The 20,071-nt window shown below is 46.5% G+C and carries 18 protein-coding genes and 1 tRNA gene; 10 read left to right on the top strand and 9 right to left on the bottom strand.

Going from position 1 to position 20,071, the window contains the following annotated elements; genetic code table 11:
* Positions 1–3 precede the first annotated feature (3 nt).
* Both MKX50_RS16350 and MKX50_RS16345 read right to left on the bottom strand, forming a co-directional pair.
* Positions 4–654 (bottom strand): metalloregulator ArsR/SmtB family transcription factor, encoded by a 651-nt coding sequence (locus MKX50_RS16350; protein WP_213590320.1) that lies wholly within the window; start codon positions 652–654, stop codon positions 4–6.
* Between the two features lie 25 nt (positions 655–679).
* Positions 680–1,573: a rhodanese-related sulfurtransferase gene (locus tag MKX50_RS16345; protein ID WP_339157375.1), complete on the bottom strand. Its 894-nt coding sequence runs from the start codon at positions 1,571–1,573 to the stop codon at positions 680–682.
* Positions 1,574–1,693: 120 nt separating this feature from the next.
* Between MKX50_RS16345 and MKX50_RS16340 the strand changes: the two genes are divergently transcribed.
* On the top strand, positions 1,694–2,386 hold the full coding sequence (locus MKX50_RS16340) for a PIG-L family deacetylase (protein ID WP_213590324.1): 693 nt from the start codon (positions 1,694–1,696) through the stop codon (positions 2,384–2,386).
* Between the two features lie 108 nt (positions 2,387–2,494).
* Here the strand turns inward: MKX50_RS16340 and MKX50_RS16335 are convergent, their stop codons facing one another.
* Both MKX50_RS16335 and MKX50_RS16330 read right to left on the bottom strand, forming a co-directional pair.
* A complete protein-coding gene (locus MKX50_RS16335) occupies positions 2,495–3,037 on the bottom strand; it encodes a DoxX family protein (RefSeq protein WP_213590326.1) in 543 nt (180 codons plus the stop codon).
* Between the two features lie 257 nt (positions 3,038–3,294).
* Positions 3,295–4,068: a polysaccharide deacetylase family protein gene (locus tag MKX50_RS16330; RefSeq protein WP_213590328.1), complete on the bottom strand. Its 774-nt coding sequence runs from the start codon at positions 4,066–4,068 to the stop codon at positions 3,295–3,297.
* A gap of 191 nt (positions 4,069–4,259) precedes the next feature.
* Between MKX50_RS16330 and MKX50_RS16325 the strand changes: the two genes are divergently transcribed.
* Entirely contained in the window at positions 4,260–4,421 is a 162-nt protein-coding gene (locus MKX50_RS16325; RefSeq protein ID WP_154674770.1) for a hypothetical protein, read from the top strand.
* Between the two features lie 53 nt (positions 4,422–4,474).
* On the opposite strand, the gene MKX50_RS16320 is transcribed toward MKX50_RS16325, so the two are convergent.
* From MKX50_RS16320 to MKX50_RS16310, 3 genes are all read right to left on the bottom strand, one after another.
* Positions 4,475–5,215, bottom strand: a complete 741-nt coding sequence (locus MKX50_RS16320) for a hypothetical protein (RefSeq protein ID WP_213590330.1) — start codon at positions 5,213–5,215, stop codon at positions 4,475–4,477.
* A gap of 3 nt (positions 5,216–5,218) precedes the next feature.
* The gene (locus MKX50_RS16315) at positions 5,219–6,316 is read right to left on the bottom strand and encodes a hypothetical protein (RefSeq protein ID WP_339157374.1); all 1,098 of its coding nucleotides are present in this window, start codon (positions 6,314–6,316) and stop codon (positions 5,219–5,221) included.
* Between the two features lie 118 nt (positions 6,317–6,434).
* Complete coding sequence (locus MKX50_RS16310; RefSeq protein ID WP_339157373.1) at positions 6,435–7,100, bottom strand: PilZ domain-containing protein; 666 nt, start codon at positions 7,098–7,100, stop codon at positions 6,435–6,437.
* Between the two features lie 143 nt (positions 7,101–7,243).
* Here MKX50_RS16310 and MKX50_RS16305 point away from each other — a divergent pair, with 143 nt between their 5' ends.
* Entirely contained in the window at positions 7,244–9,262 is a 2,019-nt protein-coding gene (locus tag MKX50_RS16305; RefSeq protein WP_244996372.1) for a bifunctional diguanylate cyclase/phosphodiesterase, read from the top strand.
* A gap of 43 nt (positions 9,263–9,305) precedes the next feature.
* Here MKX50_RS16305 and MKX50_RS16300 read toward each other — a convergent pair whose 3' ends face one another.
* Positions 9,306–10,442: a response regulator gene (locus tag MKX50_RS16300; protein WP_213590336.1), complete on the bottom strand. Its 1,137-nt coding sequence runs from the start codon at positions 10,440–10,442 to the stop codon at positions 9,306–9,308.
* A gap of 315 nt (positions 10,443–10,757) precedes the next feature.
* On the opposite strand from MKX50_RS16300, the gene MKX50_RS16295 reads away from it, so the two are divergent.
* The 6 genes from MKX50_RS16295 (at position 10,758) to MKX50_RS16270 (ending at position 19,427) form a co-directional block, all read left to right on the top strand.
* Positions 10,758–12,938 carry a hypothetical protein gene (locus MKX50_RS16295; protein WP_339157372.1) on the top strand — a complete coding sequence of 727 codons (2,181 nt, stop codon included), beginning with the start codon at positions 10,758–10,760 and terminating at the stop codon, positions 12,936–12,938.
* 106 nt (positions 12,939–13,044) lie between these two features.
* Entirely contained in the window at positions 13,045–14,352 is a 1,308-nt protein-coding gene (locus MKX50_RS16290; protein WP_339157371.1) for an extracellular solute-binding protein, read from the top strand.
* A 55-nt stretch (positions 14,353–14,407) separates the two neighbouring features.
* Positions 14,408–15,280 carry a sugar ABC transporter permease gene (locus MKX50_RS16285; protein ID WP_339157370.1) on the top strand — a complete coding sequence of 291 codons (873 nt, stop codon included), beginning with the start codon at positions 14,408–14,410 and terminating at the stop codon, positions 15,278–15,280.
* The gene (locus tag MKX50_RS16280) at positions 15,277–16,080 is read left to right on the top strand and encodes a carbohydrate ABC transporter permease (protein ID WP_213590344.1); all 804 of its coding nucleotides are present in this window, start codon (positions 15,277–15,279) and stop codon (positions 16,078–16,080) included. Before MKX50_RS16285 ends, MKX50_RS16280 begins: the two co-directional genes overlap by 4 nt.
* Positions 16,081–16,116: 36 nt before the next feature.
* On the top strand, positions 16,117–17,706 hold the full coding sequence (locus tag MKX50_RS16275; RefSeq protein WP_339157369.1) for a response regulator: 1,590 nt from the start codon (positions 16,117–16,119) through the stop codon (positions 17,704–17,706).
* Positions 17,707–17,723: 17 nt separating this feature from the next.
* Positions 17,724–19,427, top strand: coding sequence for a sensor histidine kinase (locus MKX50_RS16270; RefSeq protein WP_339157368.1), 1,704 nt, complete (start codon positions 17,724–17,726; stop codon positions 19,425–19,427).
* An 81-nt stretch (positions 19,428–19,508) separates the two neighbouring features.
* Here MKX50_RS16270 and MKX50_RS16265 read toward each other — a convergent pair.
* Positions 19,509–19,581: transfer RNA gene (locus MKX50_RS16265), tRNA-Val, on the bottom strand.
* A gap of 184 nt (positions 19,582–19,765) precedes the next feature.
* Between MKX50_RS16265 and MKX50_RS16260 the strand changes: the two genes are divergently transcribed.
* The gene (locus tag MKX50_RS16260) at positions 19,766–20,032 is read left to right on the top strand and encodes a hypothetical protein (RefSeq protein WP_339157367.1); all 267 of its coding nucleotides are present in this window, start codon (positions 19,766–19,768) and stop codon (positions 20,030–20,032) included.
* The last annotated feature ends 39 nt before the right edge of the window (positions 20,033–20,071 follow it).

The following is a 20,071-nucleotide window of genomic DNA, read 5'->3' as shown; positions in this document are numbered from 1 at the left end:
TTATTACTGCTGTTCTGCTTCCTTATTTGGATTGGAAATGACATAAATGCATCTTTTTCCGTCTTGCGCCAGGCATTCCGTACGCTCAATCTCTGTCTTCAAGAGCGACTTGAATAAGCTTAATTCGCAGTCACAGGCGTGGTTGTAGCGGTTTGCGATTTGAGAAATCGGACAGTTGTGCTCCTTCAGCACAAAATCACCGTCATCATTTTGCTCGCATTCAGTCATATAGCCGTTTTCGTTCTGAATTTGCGCCAGCTTCTTTACTTTATCGGCAAAGGGGATCCCTTCCATGCTTGTCTGGTACTGCTGCTTCAGCTTATCCCGGCGTTTCTCGAAGAGCCGTCTGATCGTATCCTCGCCGCCTTCATTTTCAAGCTCACTCAGCAGGTCGAGGGTCAGCGTATGGTAGTTTCTTGGAAACAGGCCTTCGGCCAGCTCCGTAAGCCCGAATACCGAGGTAGGCCTTCCCATCGTCTGCCGGATCATTTTGGATTCAATCAGCCCGTCGCGCTCCATCGTGCCGAGATGGCGCCTGACCGCCATTTCCGTAATTTGCAATTCGGACGTAATTTCTTTCGCGCTGAGAGGGCCGGATGTTTTCATCATGTGCAAAATCCGTTCCCTCGTCGGCAGCTCTTTGATTTGGTTCATCGTGACACTCCTTGCTAGAATGACATTAGCCGTTGCTTGCAGTGAGTGCGGCTTCCTTGCATTCGCTGCTGCAGAATCCGTGATGCTCTTCCTCGCAGGCTTCGCAGCAGACATGCTGGAGATTGCACACGGGACAGTTGATATAGCGGTCATTCGTCTCGCCGCAATGGTAGCAGCTCGCAATAACGATATCCTCGTCGGTACGGTTGATCGGCACGGAAATCCGCTCATCGAACACATAGCATTTGCCGTCGAACAAATGTCCCTGTACCTCAGGATCTTTGCCGTAAGTGACGATTCCGCCCTCTAGCTGGGCTACATCTGTAAAACCTTCATGCAGAAGGAAGCCGGTCAGTTTCTCGCAGCGGATTCCCCCTGTACAATAAGTCAAAATTTTCTTATCCTTATACTGACTTAAGTTCTCGCGAATCCACTCTGGGAACTCGCGGAAGGACTCCACTTCCGGACGGATGGCGCCGCGAAAATGGCCGATATCAAATTCGTAGTCGTTGCGGCCGTCGATGACGATGACGTCTTCCTGCTGCAATTGTTCGTGAAACTCGACGGGAGAAAGCCGTTTTCCGCTGATTTTGTTCGGGTCGAGCTCATGCTCGTAACGGAAAGTAACCAGCTCTTTCTTGTGGCGGACGAACATTTTTTTGAAGGCATGTCCTTCTACTTCATCGATTTTGAAGACGATGTCTTGGAATAGCGGGTTGGCCCGCAGGTCGTTCATATATTTCTCGGTTTGTTCTACCGTTCCGGATACCGTTCCGTTAATGCCTTCAGAAGCGATGAGGATACGCCCTTTCAGGCCGAGGTCTTTGCAGTACTGTAAATGTTCCGCGGTAAATGCTTCTGGAGATTCGATGTGTACAAATTTATAATATAGTAACACGCGGTATGCGGTTTTGCTCATTATGATCACCTATCTATATTGGATTCTTCTGCATTGTAGTGAATTTTAACTACTTAGTCAATATTAAAGTATAGTAAGTATAGTAACGAAAATCTACAGGATATTTAAGGAGACGAGTATATGACAAGAACGGTTGGCTTTATTTATGCCCATCCTGACGATGAAACCTTCGGCTGCTCTTATCTGATTCGGCAGATCGCTGATAGCGGCAATAAGGCGGTGCTGCTGACGGCAACGAGGGGAGAAGCAGGGAAAAGCGGCAGGCTTGGAGCCATGACTAGGGAGCAGTTGGCGGAGATTCGCGATCAGGAACTGCAGCGGGCCGGGGACATACTGGGCATTGCTGAAATCGAGCAGCTGGATCTGGGAGACGGCAAGCTGCGTGAAGTGAAGCAGGAAGTACTGGTCGATAATATTGCCGCGTTTCTAAACAAGCATGGGGCCGAGATAGTCGTTACTTTTCCGGCGGATGGCATTTCCGGTCATCCCGATCATATCGCTATCCATCATGCGGTAAATAAAGTGGTATTCAGCGGGGCATGCAGCTCTGTCCAGAAGCTGTATTATAACGTGATGGGGAGCGCTGGGTCCGAAGCCGTATTGGAGCTTAAGGGGGAGGGGCTGCAGGAAATGAAAGCCAAGGCACTTGCAGCGCACGAATCGCAGATCTTATCGATTGAACGGGTATTTGGCAAGCTCGATGACGGTCCGCCCTGGCACTTCGCGCCGGAATTATTCCAGCTTGTATGGGAGCGGGGGAGCTTTAACCCTGCAAAGCAGGAGCGCTCCATCTTTGATGGCCTGATGAACTGAATAGCTTAGCTCCTTATATTGGTTGCCAAGGCAAAGGCCAAGGCAAAGGGAAAAGGAAAGGCTGCTCCTCGTAAGAGGAACAGCCTTGTTGTTTGTCATGCTTTATATTTACGCGCCGTGCTTGACTTTTAAATGTGGTTTGCCGACAGGCGCTTCTATCTTGGTTACTGCTTTTTTGTGGTTAAACAGCCCGCGCAGGTAAGGGAGCACGTAGTAGTCAAGTCCGATTTTGCCGGCGTTGGCGGCTGCTACGACAATCAGTACTTCAAGCAAGAGCATTTGCGCATTCGTGCTCACTGTGCCCGAGAAGAGGAACGCCGCGTTCATCACAAGTCCCATCAGTGCTGCAAAGGTGGTGAAGGTACCGAGGATGAGGCCAAGGCCGACGAGAAACTCTCCGTAAGGAACCAGGATGTTAAAGATGTCTACTCCGGGCAGTGCGACATGTTCTAGAAATGCTGCCCACCAGCCTTGCACTGCCGGATTGTCGCCGGCGCTCTTGGCGATGGCTCCGGCCAGATAACCTCCGGCATCAAAGCCTCCCGTAATTTTGCCCCATCCTGCTTTCATCCATTCGAAGCCGAGATAAATCCGGACGACGGTCAGGAACCACATTGCAAATTTATTTGTTCTTAGGAAGTTGTTAAACATAATTACCACTCCTTATTGTGATGTTCTTTTTTTGGGTTTGTTTGAAGGATGATCATCTTTGATGTCTTTATTATAAGTGATATTTTTCACAATATATGTGATTTAAATCACAATTATTAAATTTTAAATAAATAAATTTTTAAGCACGGGAAAATAAAGCAGCGGAGAGGCGAGCTTCTCCGCTTTTAACAACGTTTTTTTGCTGATTTTGTGCTGGGCATAGCAGAATGCTATGGGCACGGTAGAATCTTGCGCGTTTAATGAATGACTTTTTTCAGCTGGTGATCAGGCTGGGCTTTATGGGTTAACAACTCGGTTACGGTTACGAAGGAATAGCCCTGTTTTTTGAGCTCAGGCAAAATCTGCTTCAGGGCTTCGACGGTTTGTGTACTGTTAGCCACATAATCATGCATGAGGACGATATCGCCGCTGCGTGCGTTCGTCAGCACTTTTTTGACGATTTTATTTACACCCGGGGATCGCCAGTCTTTCGTATCCTGGTGCCAGGACCAGAGAATAAATTTCAACTCGTTTGCTTTAGAGACGTTGATCAGCGTTTCATTGTAAAATCCGCCGGGGGGACGAAAGAGCACGGCCTTGTAGCCTGTAGCCTGGTAAATGGCCTGCTGGGTTTTACTGAGCTCATTATGCATATTGTCTTTGTTCAAGCCCTGAAAGGATGGATGCCGATAGGAGTGGTTGCCGATTTCATGGCCTTTGGCAAGCTGCATTTTAACGATTTCAGGGTATTTCTCGACCCGTTCCCCAACTACGAAAAAGGTAGCCTTGGCGTTATACTGATCCAGCACGTCCAGAATTTGCAGCGTTTGGCGGCGATCTGGACCATCGTCAAACGTAAAGGCAATGCACTTGTCCTCGGTGGGTACTTCCCACACGATATCGCCGCGTTGCTCATAATAAGCCCTGTCTTTGAATTCAGAAGCCGGGAGGGCCGATATGGAATGCGGGATTAGGGGAAAGGCGAGGGTCAATGTCAGAATCGGAATGAACCATCGGGTATATTTAGACATCTGAAGCTATCCTCCATTTTGCGGTCGTTAACCAACGTTTAGTTATTTTGCTGCAATCTGATGATTTTATCCCTCCCGGGCTTATTTCCTGAATGAGAAGCAGGAGAGGCAAGTAATTAAGCATTGTTTTCATACAAGCAGGCTTGCAAGGATGGGATGTCGAATAAGATGATTGTGGGGAGGTGATGAGGATGAAGAGAAATAGTGTAAAAACATTCTTCAACACAAATATTGGTGATCTTGAGAAGGAGATCAACGACTGGCTGTATGAGAACAGAAGATTTACCGTCCAGTCCATTCAGTATGCGGCGGAAGGAAACAGTTTCAGCGCTCTTGTCTGGTATTTGGTGTAATCATTCTTCCTTCGGACGTAACAAAACCAAAAAAACCTTTGGAGCCAATGGCTTCAAGGGTTTATGGTGTTGATCAAATATGAGGCGGACAGGGAGACAAGCAGAGCGCCGCCGACCCACCACAGCATTTTGCGGAATATTAGCTTCTCCGCCGTCTTGGCTTGCATTTGCTGCTCATCGGCGATTTCCTGTCTGAGCTGCTCCTGCAGCTCCTTTCTCCAAATCTCCAGAACGCCGCGCTGTTCTTTCATTTCCTGCTGCAGCTTCTCGTTCCCGAGTTCCTGTTCCTGCCTGAACTGCAGGATGAGCCGCTGCTCGGCTTCATCGATCATCGTCTGCTGATCCCGTATGACGGCCAGGATTTGCTTCGCCTGGTCATGGCTGATGCCCCAGAGCTGCTCGATATGCTCCTGCTGCTCCCGGATCGCGTCGTTCTGCTCTTTAAGCTCTCGCTGCTGCTGATGCAGCACGTTTTGCTGGTCCTTGATCACCTTAGCGTACATCGTTGTTAGCATGGCCAGCCCGATATTCATTTTCGAGCTTTCGATCAGCGTCTTTTCGGCATTCGCAAGCACTTTATCATTGCCCCCGGTAAAAGAGCCCCACCACATTTTAAACATGCCCTGCTCGGAGAGCTTGTCCAAAGAGTCCTGCGCATCGTCCAGATGCCCGACGACTTCGGTAATTTTAGGAATAAGCGAGGAAATATCCACTTTGCTGAGCATCTCATCGGTTATTTTTATTTTCGCCAAATCTTCGATTTCGCTTTGAAGTACGGTCATTTGCTTGCTCATCAGTTATTCACCTTTGCGTCGTTCTAGCAGCCGAAGAACCTCTGAGTAGGTATCCGCAACATCATCGATTCGTTCTGCTATCTTGTCGTTGTTTAAAATTATGATGCTCTGGTCATTTCTTATGTCCGCATAGTCCTGGATAGACTCCTCATAGGCGCTGTGGATGTCGTTCATCGTGGTTGCGTTGTCATACAAGACCAGCATATCACGCTCTTGGCCGGTGAAGGAGAGCTGCTTACTGCTAATAAGCTGCTTGCGCAAATCCATGCTATCCCTGGCAATCTGGAAGCAGTACTTGGCAATCATCAGGAGCTGCGGGACATTGAGCATAAACGGATTCTTCGTAACCGCCACTTTGCCGAGATTGAACAGCATGGCGAAGGAATGCGTGAACAGCAGCATTTTGCTCCGTTTGGAGCGGATCGCTTCTTTAGGCGCGTCAGCATTAAAGTAGCGGAGGAACAGATACACTCTCAGCATAATTTCAATAGCCGCCACGCTTAAAGCCTGACCTGTAACGATACGCAAATTGAAACCATGGTCAATGTACAGCTTCTCCGCAAAGGCAGGCATTTGATCGCCGTTCAAATTAGCGAGAACTGTCATGCCGGGAAGGGGCAAGGAGCGTACCGTACAAAAATCCTTAAACAAGTGAAGCAAATTGACAATGACGGCCGTCCCGAAGTCCAGCTGCTCGTACTCTGGGAATTCCTTGACCAATTCACCCCATCCAACGGACGAGACTCCGGCATATTCGCCAAACATCGTTTGCCTTACGCCTTCGAAGAAACGAAACAGATCATGTCCGTAGGAATACAGCCGGTGATCCCCGCCAAACGCTCCTGGTTCCTGATAGTCGATGGGATTATTTTTTAAATCATATTGTTTGAGCTGCTCTCCGAGTCCTCCGAAGGAACTGTTCGTAATTTTTGGCTCTTCCATGCCTTTGGGATGTCCGATGACCAGGTCGCATAATGCGCCAACACTGCCGCTGAGCACCATCATAATCCAATCCCATTTATCGAGAGGTAGCGTGTGGTCGTTTAAATAGTTAAAAGAAATATCATCAAAGAAGCTCGCGTCCGCTATGGAGCCATTCATCACTTTCGTTCACCTCAGGGTTCTATAAAGTATAGTCTTTCGGTTGTAGGTAAATAGAACTATTCGGCAAAAATACACGAAATCCTGCCTCTCGTTACGGATTATGCGAAGAAATCGGCTACAGCGAATAATTTTTAAGCTTGTTTCTCGCCTCAACCTGCTTGAACAAGCAGTATTTAATAATATCGGAGCGGATGGATTCCTTCATTTGAACGAATTCCAGCGAAATTTTATAGTTATTGTCCGGGAGTACCGCGCAATTGACGATCTTTCCATGAAACTCGATCGTATTTTGGGAATTGTTCGTCTCCAGATGCATGACTCCCGCAACCAGCTTCTCCGCCTCCACTTCAAAGCTGCACAGGAAGGACAGTCCGCCCCCGCTGATATCCTTTGTCGTTACCTTGATAAACTCATCTTCGTTTGGTTGTCCGGCTGGTTTGAGATTCAAATTTAATTCGACCTCAACGGGAACCCGGAAGAAGCGGCGTCTTTGCGCTTTTTTGATGCGGCTTGCGGGCGGGGCGGGGAATGACAGTTGGTTAAGCTGCAAGCTAATCTCGGTATCAAAAGAGTACAGCACCCGCTCCTCGCTATGGAAGAAGATCGTTACGGACATACTGCCGGTGAAGGACAGATAACGGTTCATGCGGTTGACTGGTTTTTGTATGTAAAGTCGGTTGTTCGCCAATTGGATAATTTGCGTTTTATACATGACTCCTTCAGGGGTTTGAAGCTCGAGCAGCTGGCCTTTCCAAAACTCGATGATTGCCGAACCTTCCATGAATAATGAATCTCCTCTCTCTTTATTTTGTATATTCGATTACAACAAAGACAACTCTACAATACCTATACACGAAGCGATTCCCAGGCTGTCAAGTTTTTGTAGAGCCTGTACACTTAATATATTTGTAAGGGGGGGAATCAATGAACATAGAAGGCAGTTATAATTACTATATTGTGGCACTCTCAGTAATAATTGCAGTACTGGCATCATACTCCGCTCTGAGTATAGCGGCAAAAATCTCTCTCGCTAACGGGAAAACCAGGTTCTTCTGGCTGCTAGCGGGTTCTTTGGTCATGGGCAACGGCATATGGTCGATGCATTTTGTTGGCATGCTAGCTTTTCATATCCATATGACAGTGAGCTATGATATTTGGCTGACTATAGGATCGCTGCTGGCCAGCGTGATTTCTTCGTTTATTGCATTTTACATCACGATCCCTCGGAATATTAAATGGTATACTATGGCCGTCGGCGGCTTCATCATGGGCAGCGGGATCGTAACGATGCACTATACGGGAATGGAAGCCATGATCATGCCTGTTGACATTTATTATGATAAAACGCTTTGGGTGCTTTCGGCGGTCATCGCTTTAATTGCATCCTATGCAGCGTTGTTGCTGTTCCTGCGCTTTCGCAGCCAATCCTCGGCAAGCTGGTCCAAGTGGCTGTCGGCCGTCACGATGGGCGCCGCGATTTGCGGCATGCATTACACGGGAATGGAGGCAGCGAAAATGGAACATTCCGCGACTGCCGATATGGTCGCAGAAGCTTCGACAGGCGCAGACTTGTTTCTGTTGTTTGGCGTGACCATCGTCATCTCCATCATCCTGCTCGTGTCCTGGGGAGCGATCTTCTTTGACCGCCATGTGCTTGAGAAGCTGGCCTACCTGGACTCGATTACCGGATTGCCAAACCGCAACGAAATGAACCGGTTTTTCGATTCTCATGTCGGCACCGAGAAGCTCGGCGTCCTGTTCCTCGATTTGGATCAGTTCAAAGCCATCAACGATACGCTTGGCCATAATATCGGGGACTTGCTCATTCAGGAAGTCGGCATCCGGCTTCGCCAGTACATCCGCGAGGATCAGCAGGCGTTCCGCATCGGCGGGGACGAGTTCTTGTTCATTATCAAGCACTGTACCCCAAAGCGGGCGGAGCAGCTGGCCCATCAAATTTTACAGAGCATTAAACAGGTCTACCACATTGAAGGCAACGAGTTGTACGTCACCGGCAGTATCGGCATCAGCATTGGCTCGATTCAGGATTCCGACCGCTCCGTCCTGCTCAAGACCGCGGATACGGCGATGTACAAGGCGAAGGGGCTTGGAAAAAACCAGTTTTGCTTCTACAGCGATGAAATGGGCCTGCAATTAGTGCGCAAAATGGAGCTTGAAAAAGATTTGCAGCTTGCTCTGGAAAATAAGCAGTTCTTTGTCGTGTACCAGCCCAAATGGAACGTAAAAACGAGCAGTCTGGTCGGATTCGAGGCACTGATCCGGTGGGAGCATCCGCGCCTTGGCTTGGTTAGCCCCGGGGAGTTCATCCAAATCGCCGAAGGAACCGGGCTGATCGTGCCGATGACAAGATGGGCGCTGGAGGAGGCCTGCTGCCAGTGCAAGCGATGGCAGCTGCAAGGACTGGAACAGCCGGTTTCCGTCAACCTGTCCGTGCGTCTCTTTCAAACCGACAGCTTGCAGGAAATTGTCCGGAACGTGCTTGACAAAGTGGGCCTAGAGCCTCATCTGCTTGAGCTGGAGATCACCGAGTCTATGGTGCTGTACGATATCAACGACATCATCCGCCAGCTCCAGAGCCTGCGTGAGCTTGGCGTCCGGGTATCCATGGATGACTTCGGAACCGGATATTCCTCGATCGGGCTGCTGGATCGAATCCCTATCGATACATTGAAGCTGGACCGCTTATTCACGAATGATTTGGAGAGCCCCAGCAAAAGGGCGATCATCAACGCTATCATTATGATGGCCGACCATCTTCAGCTTGACGTCATTGCCGAGGGCGTCGAGACGCGGGAGCATATCGAGTTCCTGACCCAACTGGGCTGCCATGTGATGCAAGGGTATTATTACGGCAAGCCCATGCGAGATGACGAGATCGGCGAATGGCTTAAAAAGCATGAACACTACATGAGTTTAGTCTGAATGCCCCAAAATTGCAAAGTCGACTGGCAAGTGGTTGTAAGCGTTATTCTTCGTGCTCCTGTTTCCAGTCGTCATACCAATCCGTAATATATGTACTTGGCTGTTCATTGAACTCTTCCAGTAAAATAGCGACCAGCAAACGGTATTGCCGGTGGACAGCCAATGAATTTTTATTTGCCGCGAAAATCTTCATCAGTGCAAAATGCGCTTCCTCCGCGATCGGATGCTGATGGCAGATTTCTAAATATTTTTCCACGGCCTTCGATTGCTGGTGGCTCGACATGTACCATTCGGCCATTCGGAACGAGGTGCGCAGCCATAGCATTTTTAATCTCTGGCGCTCACTCTCTGCCCACCAGTAGTCGTATTCCTTAAGGTAGTCATCTTTAAACAGCTTCATCATGCCGATATATTCGCCGATTGTTTTGTTCGTTACAGGCGGGCTGGATAGGATGAAGTTCTCCCATTCCTCGACATCAACGAGAACATTATTCAAATTTAGAATATATCCATCAACGGAGTTCGTAAGGGAAAAGTATTCCTCGTACTGCTCCAGGGTTTTGCGAATATGGTAAATGACCGTGTACAGCAAAGAAAATGCCCGGTTCGGCTCGTATTCGGGCCACAGCAATTCGATTAAGGTCGATTTGCGGATAAATTGGCCGCGGCACTGCAGCATGTACAGGAACAGCTCCTGAGCCCGGGTCGTCCGCCAGCGCAGCGGGGGCAGCTGCTTCTCGTCAAGGATCATCTGAAAATGGCCCAGCATTTTAATTTGCAGTGATTGATTCTGCTGCGCCAGACGATCCAAATCAAACACCGTCTGCGACCGGTCAATCCGCTGGAGCGTATTCATCAATCTTTCCGATTTCACAGGCTTGAGTAAATAATCCAGCGCATTCAGCTCAAAGGCTTTTACCGCATAAGCCTCATATCCTGTTACAAACACGATTTTTAAATCAGGTTTGATTTGTAAAATTTCCTCCGCCAGCTGAATCCCATCCACATCAAGCAGCTGGGTATCAAGAAAAACTAGGTCGACCGGCTGATTAATGATTTCTTTCCTGCCTGCTGCCGGATCTGTAAACTTCCCCGCAATTTCAATCCCGGGAATCTGCTGCAGCTGTTGTTCCAAATAGTCCAGTGCAATTCTATCATCATCCAGAAGAATAACTTTCATCGCGCTCTCCCTACATGTGTAATAACATCTGTAACAATCTAACAATTCCAAATAAATACTATAGACCATGAATCTATACAATCTCTGAACAAATTGTCTCTTTACTGGAAGAAATATCGGCAGGATATGGAAGATCCTGTAGTGTAGGGAGGTTTTTTTGTCGATTTTTACCTATGATAACTTTACTGCTGTTCTTTACTTATCAGCAATAGGGATTGGATAGAATATTGAAAGCATAAGGCTAGTTTATTGCATCGACCATTCTGCCAGGTTTTATTACATTGAAGATATTACTGCAGAGTGAGGTGGAGATCCATGTTGAGAATGATCTTTAAGAAAAACCAAGGGTACTATCCAGTAATTGATCTGGGAGACAGTGTGACGGACACGATGATAGTTCACTATCCAGTAGAAGCGCAATTTTTAGACCAGACTTTCATTCGCTTGAAATACAATTATGTGAATCAGGAGAAACCTAACAAATGGCAGGCTAAAGCACAATGGAGGCACTCCGGCTACAGTTTTGAAATTATAGATCAATGGACTGAAGAGATAAATCGGGTCGTTCTTCAGCGCAAAGTGAAGGCGAAGGCTTATCAAGCCGGTGCCGAAAATGGCGGACTCCAGCTTCGGCTCCAAGGGAGTATCCCAAGTTCCGATAGTGCTGAATGGAGATTTTGTGCTCCTGCCACCCATTATTCCGAGCAAGGTACGCTGGATACATTTTCTAAAGCCAGAGTATACATGGATGATCGTTTAACTTATCCGTTTATATTAGCGTACCGTCCCATGATTGGACGTTCAATTACTTTGGGGCGTGTAAGTCTGCCAAAGTCCACGCTGGCTCCTAGGCGAACAGAGGCAAAGGAAAGTGCTTATCTGCAGGAAACGGAAGTAGGTTCAGTCGGATATGGTGTTAAGGGCGGCAACGAGTTATTTCTTCAAGCATTCTGGCCTTACTACGAAGGGGATACAAGTGTTTCCCTCAATGCCCATGGTACTCCTGTATCGGCATATTATCCACTTGAGGGTGCCAATTTTCAGCTGGATCTATCTTATGATTTTCGCATCGGTGAAGGAGAGACTTTCGGTGATGCTGTCTATGCGGCCTTCCAAACGTACGCCGAGCTTCATCCCCCGCAACCGGTAGAGCTCCCTTTTACGCTTGATCAATCGATTGAATACCGGAAAATATCACTACGCCATAGCTATCGGGAGTTGGATAACGGGGGAGCAGGTTTTTTCTTTCACTTTGATCCTAGACATGGCTACATGTCGGAACCATCTGGATTTGGGACATCCTTTAACAATATTCCCCATGAAACGTATACTCGAATTTTAGAATTCGGGTTTACCGGACGGCAAATCAATGCAGCTTATATGCTGGCGAAATTGGACGGCAAGGAATGGATCGAGAGGGGAAGGAAGGTCACTTCATTTTTTGTAGATCGTCTTTCCACACCATCTGGATTTCTCTATTCTTTATTTGATATTGAACAAAACAAGCCATTTGCTTCTTTCGGCGAAATAGATGCCCCGAAATTACATTATATTTCCCATGGGAACATCCCGGGCAATTATTTACGCACGATGGTGGAACCTGCCTTCGATCTGCTGCAAATATATCAATTTTACGCTTCGCTAAACATTGAGGAGCCTACGTGGCTGGACACTACTATGAAGTTTGGGCATTTTTTACTTGAAAATCAAAACGAAGACGGCTCATGGTACCGGGCATACGAACCGGATGGAACGCCTTTAAAACATGGACATGGATTTGGAGAAAATGAGTTTTCCGCGAAATCGGCGAGTTCAATCCCAATCCTGTACCTAATCGCACTAGGAAAAGCGTCTGGAGCGGATGGGGAATTATTTTTCAATGCAGCTAAGAAGGCAGGGGATTTCGTTCTAAACACTTATGTTTCAAAAGATCATTACTTGGGCGGAACGCTCGACAACCCTAATGTGATTGATAAAGAAGCATCGCAGTATGCGATGGCCGCTCTTTATGGTCTGTATAAATTAACGGGGGATAAACGCTATCTGCAAGGTTCGGTCAAAGCCGGCAAACTATTTGTCACCTGGAATTATCTGTGGAATGCCCCGCATTTCCCGGGAACGGATCTGGCTCAAGTACAATTTCAAACGGTGGGAACTGGGGGGATTAACTCGATTTGGGGCGGTGGCGTTGTCGATATCTATTCCTTGTTCCATATTGAAGAATTGTATCTTGTAGGTGAGGAGACCAAAGAAACATTCTTCTGTACAATGGCGGAGTGGATTTCCAAAGGGACACAGCAGTTGCTGTCACATCCGGGTGATTTAATGGGATTTACCGACCTTGGAATGCAGCCGGAAGGGTTCGGAATTTGTAATCAGGGGATCGATGAAGGCATGATTGCCAAGGGTGATATTTGGGGTACGCTAGGATGGATCTACTCGGCAGGAATTTATGGACTGGGAAAATATTTAGAGAGCCGGAACAGATCATCATAGGATAGATTTTCATATCAAACTGAACAGTTTACTGAATGTAGTTTCTCTGTACTATACCGTACGATGAAAATATATTAAAAAGTGAATTTAGAGGAGGGACTTGGATGTGAAAAGAAAGTGGTTCAAAGAAAAGGCAGCGTTTGTGCTGATATTCATTCTTATCGTTGCGGGTTGTGGTTCGGGCAATTCAAAGGAAACCGTAACGGGTGGCGGCAACAGTGCTGCTTCCAAGCAGCGGATAGAGTTATCCATGCTCAGCAGCTGGAGTACGGATACGGAACGCGGGAGAGCTCTGCAAGCCGTAGTAGAGAAATTCAATCAAGAAAATGAAGACAACATTACCGTAAAGTTGGATATCAATGCCGACTGGCCGTCTTTGCAACAAAAAGTAAAAACAATGATCGCAGCCGGACAAACACCTGACTTGTTTAATTATAACTTCAATCCCAACGACCTGTCCCGGCAAGAATCCGGGGAACTGCTCGATTTTAATCCTTATATGGATGAAGAGTGGAAGTCCCGGTTTACAGAACAAGACTTGCAGGCGATGACGGTAGACGGGCAATTAACCTCGATACCGTTCGAGAAGGCGGGCATCTTATTTTACTATAACAAAGAATTGTTTACTCAAGCTGGCATTGAATCGTTTCCGGCAACCTGGGACGAGTTTTTTCAAGCATGTGAACAGCTTAAAGCAGCCGGAATCACCCCGATTTCTCTCATGACGAGTGATGATGCATGGCATACAACTAATTTATTTACCTACTTAGCAGCAAGCATTACCGGGACAAGTGTGTTTGAGCCGGGACAATCTCTCGATACACCGGAAGTGACGCAAGCGGCCCAATATTTGAAACAATTATTTGAATATACGACACCAGATGCCTTGGGAGGAAATTATTCGGTCAGCTCCAACAACTTCCTCATTGGCAATACGGCGATGATTATTGACGGGCCATGGCTCATCGGATCCATTTCAGAAGAAATGATTCCTTCCATAGGCATTGCAGCAAGCCCGACATTTGGAGATGGCAAGGTACAACCTGGTTTTACAGTAACCGACGCCCATACCCCTTGGTCTGCGGCTAAGCAAACATCACAAGAAAAAGAAGAGGCTGTCGTACAGTTTCTGAAATTTATGACTTCCGAGGAAAGCTCAAAAACGTTTACAATTGATGGCCGCATTCTATTATCGATGAGGCTGGAACTGAATGAGGATGAGGTGAGCGAAGCGGGACCGATCCTCGGCCAATATATCAAGACGAACAGTGAAGCGCCTGAAAGTATTGTAAATATCGTAAGAATACTCAAGCCGGCAGCTACTTCCAAGCTCCCTTCCCTTCTTGAAGGTCTAATCCTGGATAAATTTACACCAGAAGAGTTCGCCAAAGAGCTGGAAGCCGCTAATCAATAAGAAACTATCCACATGGGGGGGAGCTTTCCCCCCTTATGATGAAAGGAGCTGAAGCATGTTGACTTCACGGCAGATATACATTTACCTGGCTCCAGCCTTACTATTCACGGCTCTTTTCTTTATATTTCCTTTTGTATTCTTACTCTATGTAAGCATGCAGGAATGGAACGGCATCGGTGCAATGAATTTTGTCGCCTTCGATAATTTCCGTTACCTTCTAGGTGATCCTGTGTTCAAAACCGCAATGATCAACACCGTGCTGTGGATATTAGCGGGCATCCTTCTTCATACTCCGCTGGGGCTGTTAATGGCGTTGCTCTTATTTAGAAAACCAAGAGGCTGGAAGCTGTTCCGCGTGCTCTTTTTCCTGCCAAATGTCATTTCTACAACCGCGCTTGCCTTCTTATGGTACTTTGTACTTCATGTCAGCCTCGGTTTGGTCAACAACCTGTTCAAAACGGTTGGATTGGAGTCGTGGGCGCACCCTTGGTTAAGCGATCCAGGAACGGCTGTTTTCGCAAATATGATCCCTTTTGTGCTGTATATTGGCTTTACGATGGTGATCTTCCTGACGCAAATGACGACAATTTCACCGGATCTTTATGAAGCCGCTGAGATCGATGGAGCCACGAATATACAGAAGGACCGGTATATTACCATTCCCATGGTTAAAAGCGCGATCGCGATTAACGTGATCTTCAATACGGCATTTTGCTTGAAAATGTTTGAATATCCGCTGCTGATGACCGGGGGCGGACCCGCAGATTCATCCATAAACCTGTCTCTTTATATTTATAGGGAAATGATCACGGCGAACCGTTACGGCATCTCCATGTCGGCAGGGCTGATGACTATACTTATGGGGGCGGCAGCTATGCTGCTCGTCTTCGGGGCTCTGGGTCTAACGGAAAGGAGGGGGAAAGCATGAAGTGGCTGCGCTTTGGTTTCAAAATGCTTTTCCTGCTTGTGACGATGGTTCCTTTCCTATGGTTGATTCTCGCGTCGTTCAAGACGAACCAGGAGCTGTTTGCAGCCCCCTTCTCACTCCCAAAAAGGTGGATGATTGAAAATTATGAGGCGGTTCTTTCCAGTCATCCGATCCCGCATTATTTTTTCAATTCGATATTTATTGCCATCGTCTCGACGTTACTTGGCGTGATTGTCGCGACTTTAGTATCCTATGCTTTTATGTATACCTTTAAATTTAAATCAGGCTGGTTGTTATTGGTTACTTTTGGGATATTTATCCCCACAAATGCTTTCATTGTTCCTTATTATTTTATTGTGAATTGGCTGGGCTTGTATGATACTTTGCTGGGGGTAGCTCTTGTTTACGCGGGGGTCTCACTTCCGCTATGCGTATTAATTGTAAAAACGTACATGGACTCCATCCAGCATGAAATTCTTGAAGCCTCATTTATCGATGGGGCCAGTGTGCACAGGACGTTCTTTCAGGTCATTCTGCCTGTCTCTTATCCGGGTATGACGACGGCAAGTATTTTCCTGATGATTACGGCCTGGAATGAGCTGCTGTTTGCCTCTTTGCTTACTCAAAGCGAAGCGACCCGAACACTTCAGGTGGCAATCCGGTTCTTTTTAACGACCTTTTCAGCGAATTATCCGGTAGCTTTTGCAGCGATGGTTATTGCTATTATTCCAACTATAGTGATCTATTCTTTGCTTAGTGAGAAAATCATTGGTGGACTAACCGCGGGAGCCGTGAAATAATCGATTGCAAATACATGTTCGAGGAGGATATCTAACATGAAGGTACTAATTGTTGATGATGAAATATTTATCCGAGACGGACTTCGTACATTGATCGATTGGAGCGAGGCCGGATTTGATGAAGTGCTGGATGCAAAAAATGCCGTTGAAGCCAATTCCATCATTGAGGAAGGGCCTCCTGATTTAATTGTCACCGATATTTTTATGCCAGGCATATCCGGCCTTGATTTTGCCAAAAAAATTCGCAGTCAGCATCCCCACATTCGTTTTGTCATCCTGACAGGGTATGAGAAATTCGAGTATGCCAAAGAGGCGATTGAAATCGGCGTAGCCAAATATTTGGTCAAGCCTATTTTTCCCGAGGAATTAAAGGAGACTGTGAAAGAGATACGGGAAGAGATTCTGCTTGAGTACCGATTAGAGAACTGGAATGAGATGGCAAAGACAAGGCTTGAACAATACAAGCCTATTATTGCTGAAAAATTTTGGAGCGATTTACTTGCCGGAGGATTGTCTAGTTCCTCACAGATCCATGATCGGGCCGCCTCTGCTGATATTTCGTTAAATTATCCGGCCTTTTGTTGTGTCGCCATTGAAATTTGCAAATTAGAGAAGGCGTACGAGCGTTACGGGCAAAGCGAGCTTTCCCTCGTTCGCTTTGTCATTCGCAATATTATAGAAGAATTGCATTCACAAGCCATTATTTATATTTATAATCACTCGGATACTGTATTGCTCTGCGTATTATCCGAGTCAGGAGCTATCCCTCAGTGGACAAAAACCGTAGAGACGATCCAGCATACTTTGAAAATTGATGTCAATGCTGGTATAGGAAATAGCTACGAGCAGCTAACTTCTATTTGGGCCACCTCGCTTGAAGCACTTGACAGTGTGAAGTATTTAGCCATTTTAGAGCAAACAGGCATTATTCGGTATGAAGATATTCCTGCCTGGAAAAAAGACCATGTGGAGTATCCATACGAAGAGGAGAAGGCTTTACTGGAAATGCTGAGGTACCGAGAGCAGCTTAGCGAGCAAGCACTGGAGCCGTTTATGCAAAAAGTGATGGTCCAAAATCCTTCGCCCCCGATGATCCATCTTACTTTTGTACAACTGCTGGGGGCCATTTACCGACTGGTAGACGAGTATGGCATCGATTCGATCCCTACCTTTAATCAAAGCCTGTCCCGGCTCGAAGAACTGGCTTCATACAGTCAGTTTCAGAAATTGCTTACCGAGCTGCTCACGGAAATTATCGAGCGGAGAAGCAGGCATCATGCCAGCTTTGTAAGCCAGCTGGTGGATGGAGCCCAGCAAATGATCCAGGCACGTTTCAATGATTCAACGTTAAGTGTCACTTCTATCGCACAGAGCTTATGTATTTCGCCAAACTATCTTTCACGTATTTTCCATCAGCAGACCGGCAAAACCTGTGTTGAATTTATTACGGAATGCCGATTGGAGGAAGCCAAGAAGCTGCTGTTACTAACGAATCGCAAAAACTATGAAATATCGGAGGAAGTTGGTTATACTAGCGCGCATTATTTCAGCTCCATATTTAAGAAAAGCGTTGGCCACTCACCGAGTGAATATCGGGAACGATTCAGTACAGGGTCAGTGCAATGAGCTCTGTTCGCACACAGATGATGCTGTTTTTCTCTCTGCTTATTATTGTTCCCATCATTATTAGCAGTATCAATGTCTACTTTACGCTGCAAAACTATTTAAAAAACAATTATATCGTTCAGCAAAACCAATCCATAGAAAATTTACTGTCGCAAATTACGGAATGGCGGGGGAGCTACGAGGATTTGTCGCTGCAAATATTTGGAGACAAACGAGTGCAAAATTTTCTTCTTCATCCAAATACAATGCAGACGGGAGAACAGCTGGAGCGGTCTACCGATTTTCGTCAAGCGCTACAAACCTATGCTACGGCGGGAAATGGCAATTTTTCAATTTACGTCGTTCGTTTGAATGGGAAAGTGTACGGAGCAGGGCTTCATGCTGATCATGAACAATTTATCCAATCCAGAATCAGTATGGCAGAAAAATATGGCGGATTGCCCGTTTGGGAAAATGCGGATACACTGAATTCTATTGTTTTGTACCGGCAGATTAACAATAATGAGTTCGATTTAAAGCTCCCGGTTGGTTACCTGTTCCTCGTCATTGATAAAAGTGAAGCAGAGAAAATTATCGAGAGATACAGTGTCAATTCCAATCAGCAATACGGCATTTTCAATCAGGACCATACGTTGAGAATTAGCACGGATTTAGTGGCGGACAATGCATTTTTACATGAGGCTGGGAAACAGCCGGGCGTAACCAGCCAAGAGATGATTTATCAGGACATGTCTTATATTACATTTGCCAAAAGACAGTCAGACTGGACGTTCGTATCCTGGATATTAAAACGTGAAATATTGGAGCCGGCAAGGGAATTATTTTTAGGTATCCTTTTTATAGCGCTTTTGCTCCTATTATTCTCCGTATTTATGGTGATGTTTCTCTCCCACCGAATTACGAAGCCATTAAATTTAATGCGGCGCAAAATGAAGCAGATCGGAGAAGGCTTGTTTATCATTAAAGTCCCTGTCATACGGAATGATGAGATCGGAGAGCTGGCTAATGCAATGAACCGGATGTCTGATGAGATCGTAAGTCTTATTCAGAAAAATCGTGAAGAGGAAGCGAAGAGCCGCCTCCTGCAACTACAAACGCTTGAATATCAGATTAACCCTCATTTTTTATACAATACGTTGGACTCGGTGAATATGCTGGCCCGGAAGCATAAAGATCCGATCATTGCGGATATCGTGACCTATCTCTCCCGTTTATTTCGGATCGGGCTCAATCAAGGTCGGGAAATGATCACGCTTGCCGATGAGGTGCGTCATGTGACGTATTATTTAAAAATTCAGGAAATCCGGTTTGCAGGTCAGTTATATTGGGAAATTCAAATAGATGACAGTCTTGAAGATATCAAAATTATCAAATTTATTCTTCAGCCGCTCGTGGAGAATAGCATTAATCATGGCATTCGTAAACGCGATGAACCAGGACATATTTACATTCGTGTAGGGAAGGAAGAAAATTGTATCCTGCTGGAGGTAAAGGATGACGGCGTTGGCATCAAGTCTGAGCAAATGGAAAAAATCCGCCAATCTTTGGCCATCGAGCAAGAGCATGAGGAGAAGGATCACGGCTTTGGTTTGCGCAACGTTCACCAGCGAATCCAACTGCATTACGGCCCTCATTATGGTCTCCAGTTGGCTAGTGAAGAAGGGCAGGGAACTACAATATATATTAGGCTGCCTTACTCAAACGAACAAACCAGCTCATAGATAGAATAGGTTTGGACTTTCTTCACCGGTTTGAAATAGAGAATAAAAAAAGAACCCTTACGTCGTAAGGGTTCTTAAGTATGATCTGTAGTGGGCTCGAACCACTGACCCCCACCCTGTCAAGATGGTGCTCTCCCAGCTGAGCTAACAGATCAGATTCAATTAGTGAAGACAAGAAGTATCATACCAGGTTAAGCGAACTCTGTCAAACCTTTTTTTAAAAATATAATTAGAGAGTTCACAGATAGGCGCCTTTCTGGCGTATAAAGGGTGCGGATGCAGACGAAAATGAAGTTAGCAGGCACAAAGCCATAGTCAAAATCAAAGCACCAAGGAACATGACAGAAAGGATGAACAACGTGCAGCACAACAAGCTAACGACAGCAGCACAATTCCCCCGTAGAGTTATTTGTAAAATCGTTCTCGCCGTCGGCGCCTCCAGCTTACTGCTGCTGGGCAGCGGATGCGGACTGGAGCCGAGTAAAGAGACGTTGCAGCGGCAGCAGCAGCTTCCTTCCTGGTTCGGCCAATCCGTACGCGACAAGGTATACGGCAAATCCGTACGGGAGCACGTCTACTCGAAAGAGGTCATCACGCCCCCGTGAGAAGGGTTTAACTCAGTCATCCTCCCATTTCCGGGAATA

Origin of the sequence: Paenibacillus sp. FSL W8-0186 (assembly GCF_037969765.1) — a bacterium.
Classification (GTDB): domain Bacteria; phylum Bacillota; class Bacilli; order Paenibacillales; family Paenibacillaceae; genus Fontibacillus; species Fontibacillus woosongensis.
This window is presented reverse-complemented; position numbering and strand designations above follow the sequence as displayed.

Bases quoted from the DNA above. Each gene is read 5' to 3' on its own strand.
- MKX50_RS16350 (WP_213590320.1), bottom strand. From the start codon at position 654: ATGAACCAAATCAAAGAGCTGCCGACGAGGGAACGGATTTTGCACATG.
- MKX50_RS16345 (WP_339157375.1), bottom strand. From the start codon at position 1,573: ATGAGCAAAACCGCATACCGCGTGTTACTATATTATAAATTTGTACAC.
- MKX50_RS16340 (WP_213590324.1), top strand. From the start codon at position 1,694: ATGACAAGAACGGTTGGCTTTATTTATGCCCATCCTGACGATGAAACC.
- MKX50_RS16335 (WP_213590326.1), bottom strand. From the start codon at position 3,037: ATGTTTAACAACTTCCTAAGAACAAATAAATTTGCAATGTGGTTCCTG.
- MKX50_RS16330 (WP_213590328.1), bottom strand. From the start codon at position 4,068: ATGTCTAAATATACCCGATGGTTCATTCCGATTCTGACATTGACCCTC.
- MKX50_RS16325 (WP_154674770.1), top strand. From the start codon at position 4,260: ATGAAGAGAAATAGTGTAAAAACATTCTTCAACACAAATATTGGTGAT.
- MKX50_RS16320 (WP_213590330.1), bottom strand. From the start codon at position 5,215: ATGAGCAAGCAAATGACCGTACTTCAAAGCGAAATCGAAGATTTGGCG.
- MKX50_RS16315 (WP_339157374.1), bottom strand. From the start codon at position 6,316: ATGAATGGCTCCATAGCGGACGCGAGCTTCTTTGATGATATTTCTTTT.
- MKX50_RS16310 (WP_339157373.1), bottom strand. From the start codon at position 7,100: ATGGAAGGTTCGGCAATCATCGAGTTTTGGAAAGGCCAGCTGCTCGAG.
- MKX50_RS16305 (WP_244996372.1), top strand. From the start codon at position 7,244: ATGAACATAGAAGGCAGTTATAATTACTATATTGTGGCACTCTCAGTA.
- MKX50_RS16300 (WP_213590336.1), bottom strand. From the start codon at position 10,442: ATGAAAGTTATTCTTCTGGATGATGATAGAATTGCACTGGACTATTTG.
- MKX50_RS16295 (WP_339157372.1), top strand. From the start codon at position 10,758: ATGTTGAGAATGATCTTTAAGAAAAACCAAGGGTACTATCCAGTAATT.
- MKX50_RS16285 (WP_339157370.1), top strand. From the start codon at position 14,408: ATGTTGACTTCACGGCAGATATACATTTACCTGGCTCCAGCCTTACTA.
- MKX50_RS16280 (WP_213590344.1), top strand. From the start codon at position 15,277: ATGAAGTGGCTGCGCTTTGGTTTCAAAATGCTTTTCCTGCTTGTGACG.
- MKX50_RS16275 (WP_339157369.1), top strand. From the start codon at position 16,117: ATGAAGGTACTAATTGTTGATGATGAAATATTTATCCGAGACGGACTT.
- MKX50_RS16270 (WP_339157368.1), top strand. From the start codon at position 17,724: ATGATGCTGTTTTTCTCTCTGCTTATTATTGTTCCCATCATTATTAGC.
- MKX50_RS16260 (WP_339157367.1), top strand. From the start codon at position 19,766: ATGACAGAAAGGATGAACAACGTGCAGCACAACAAGCTAACGACAGCA.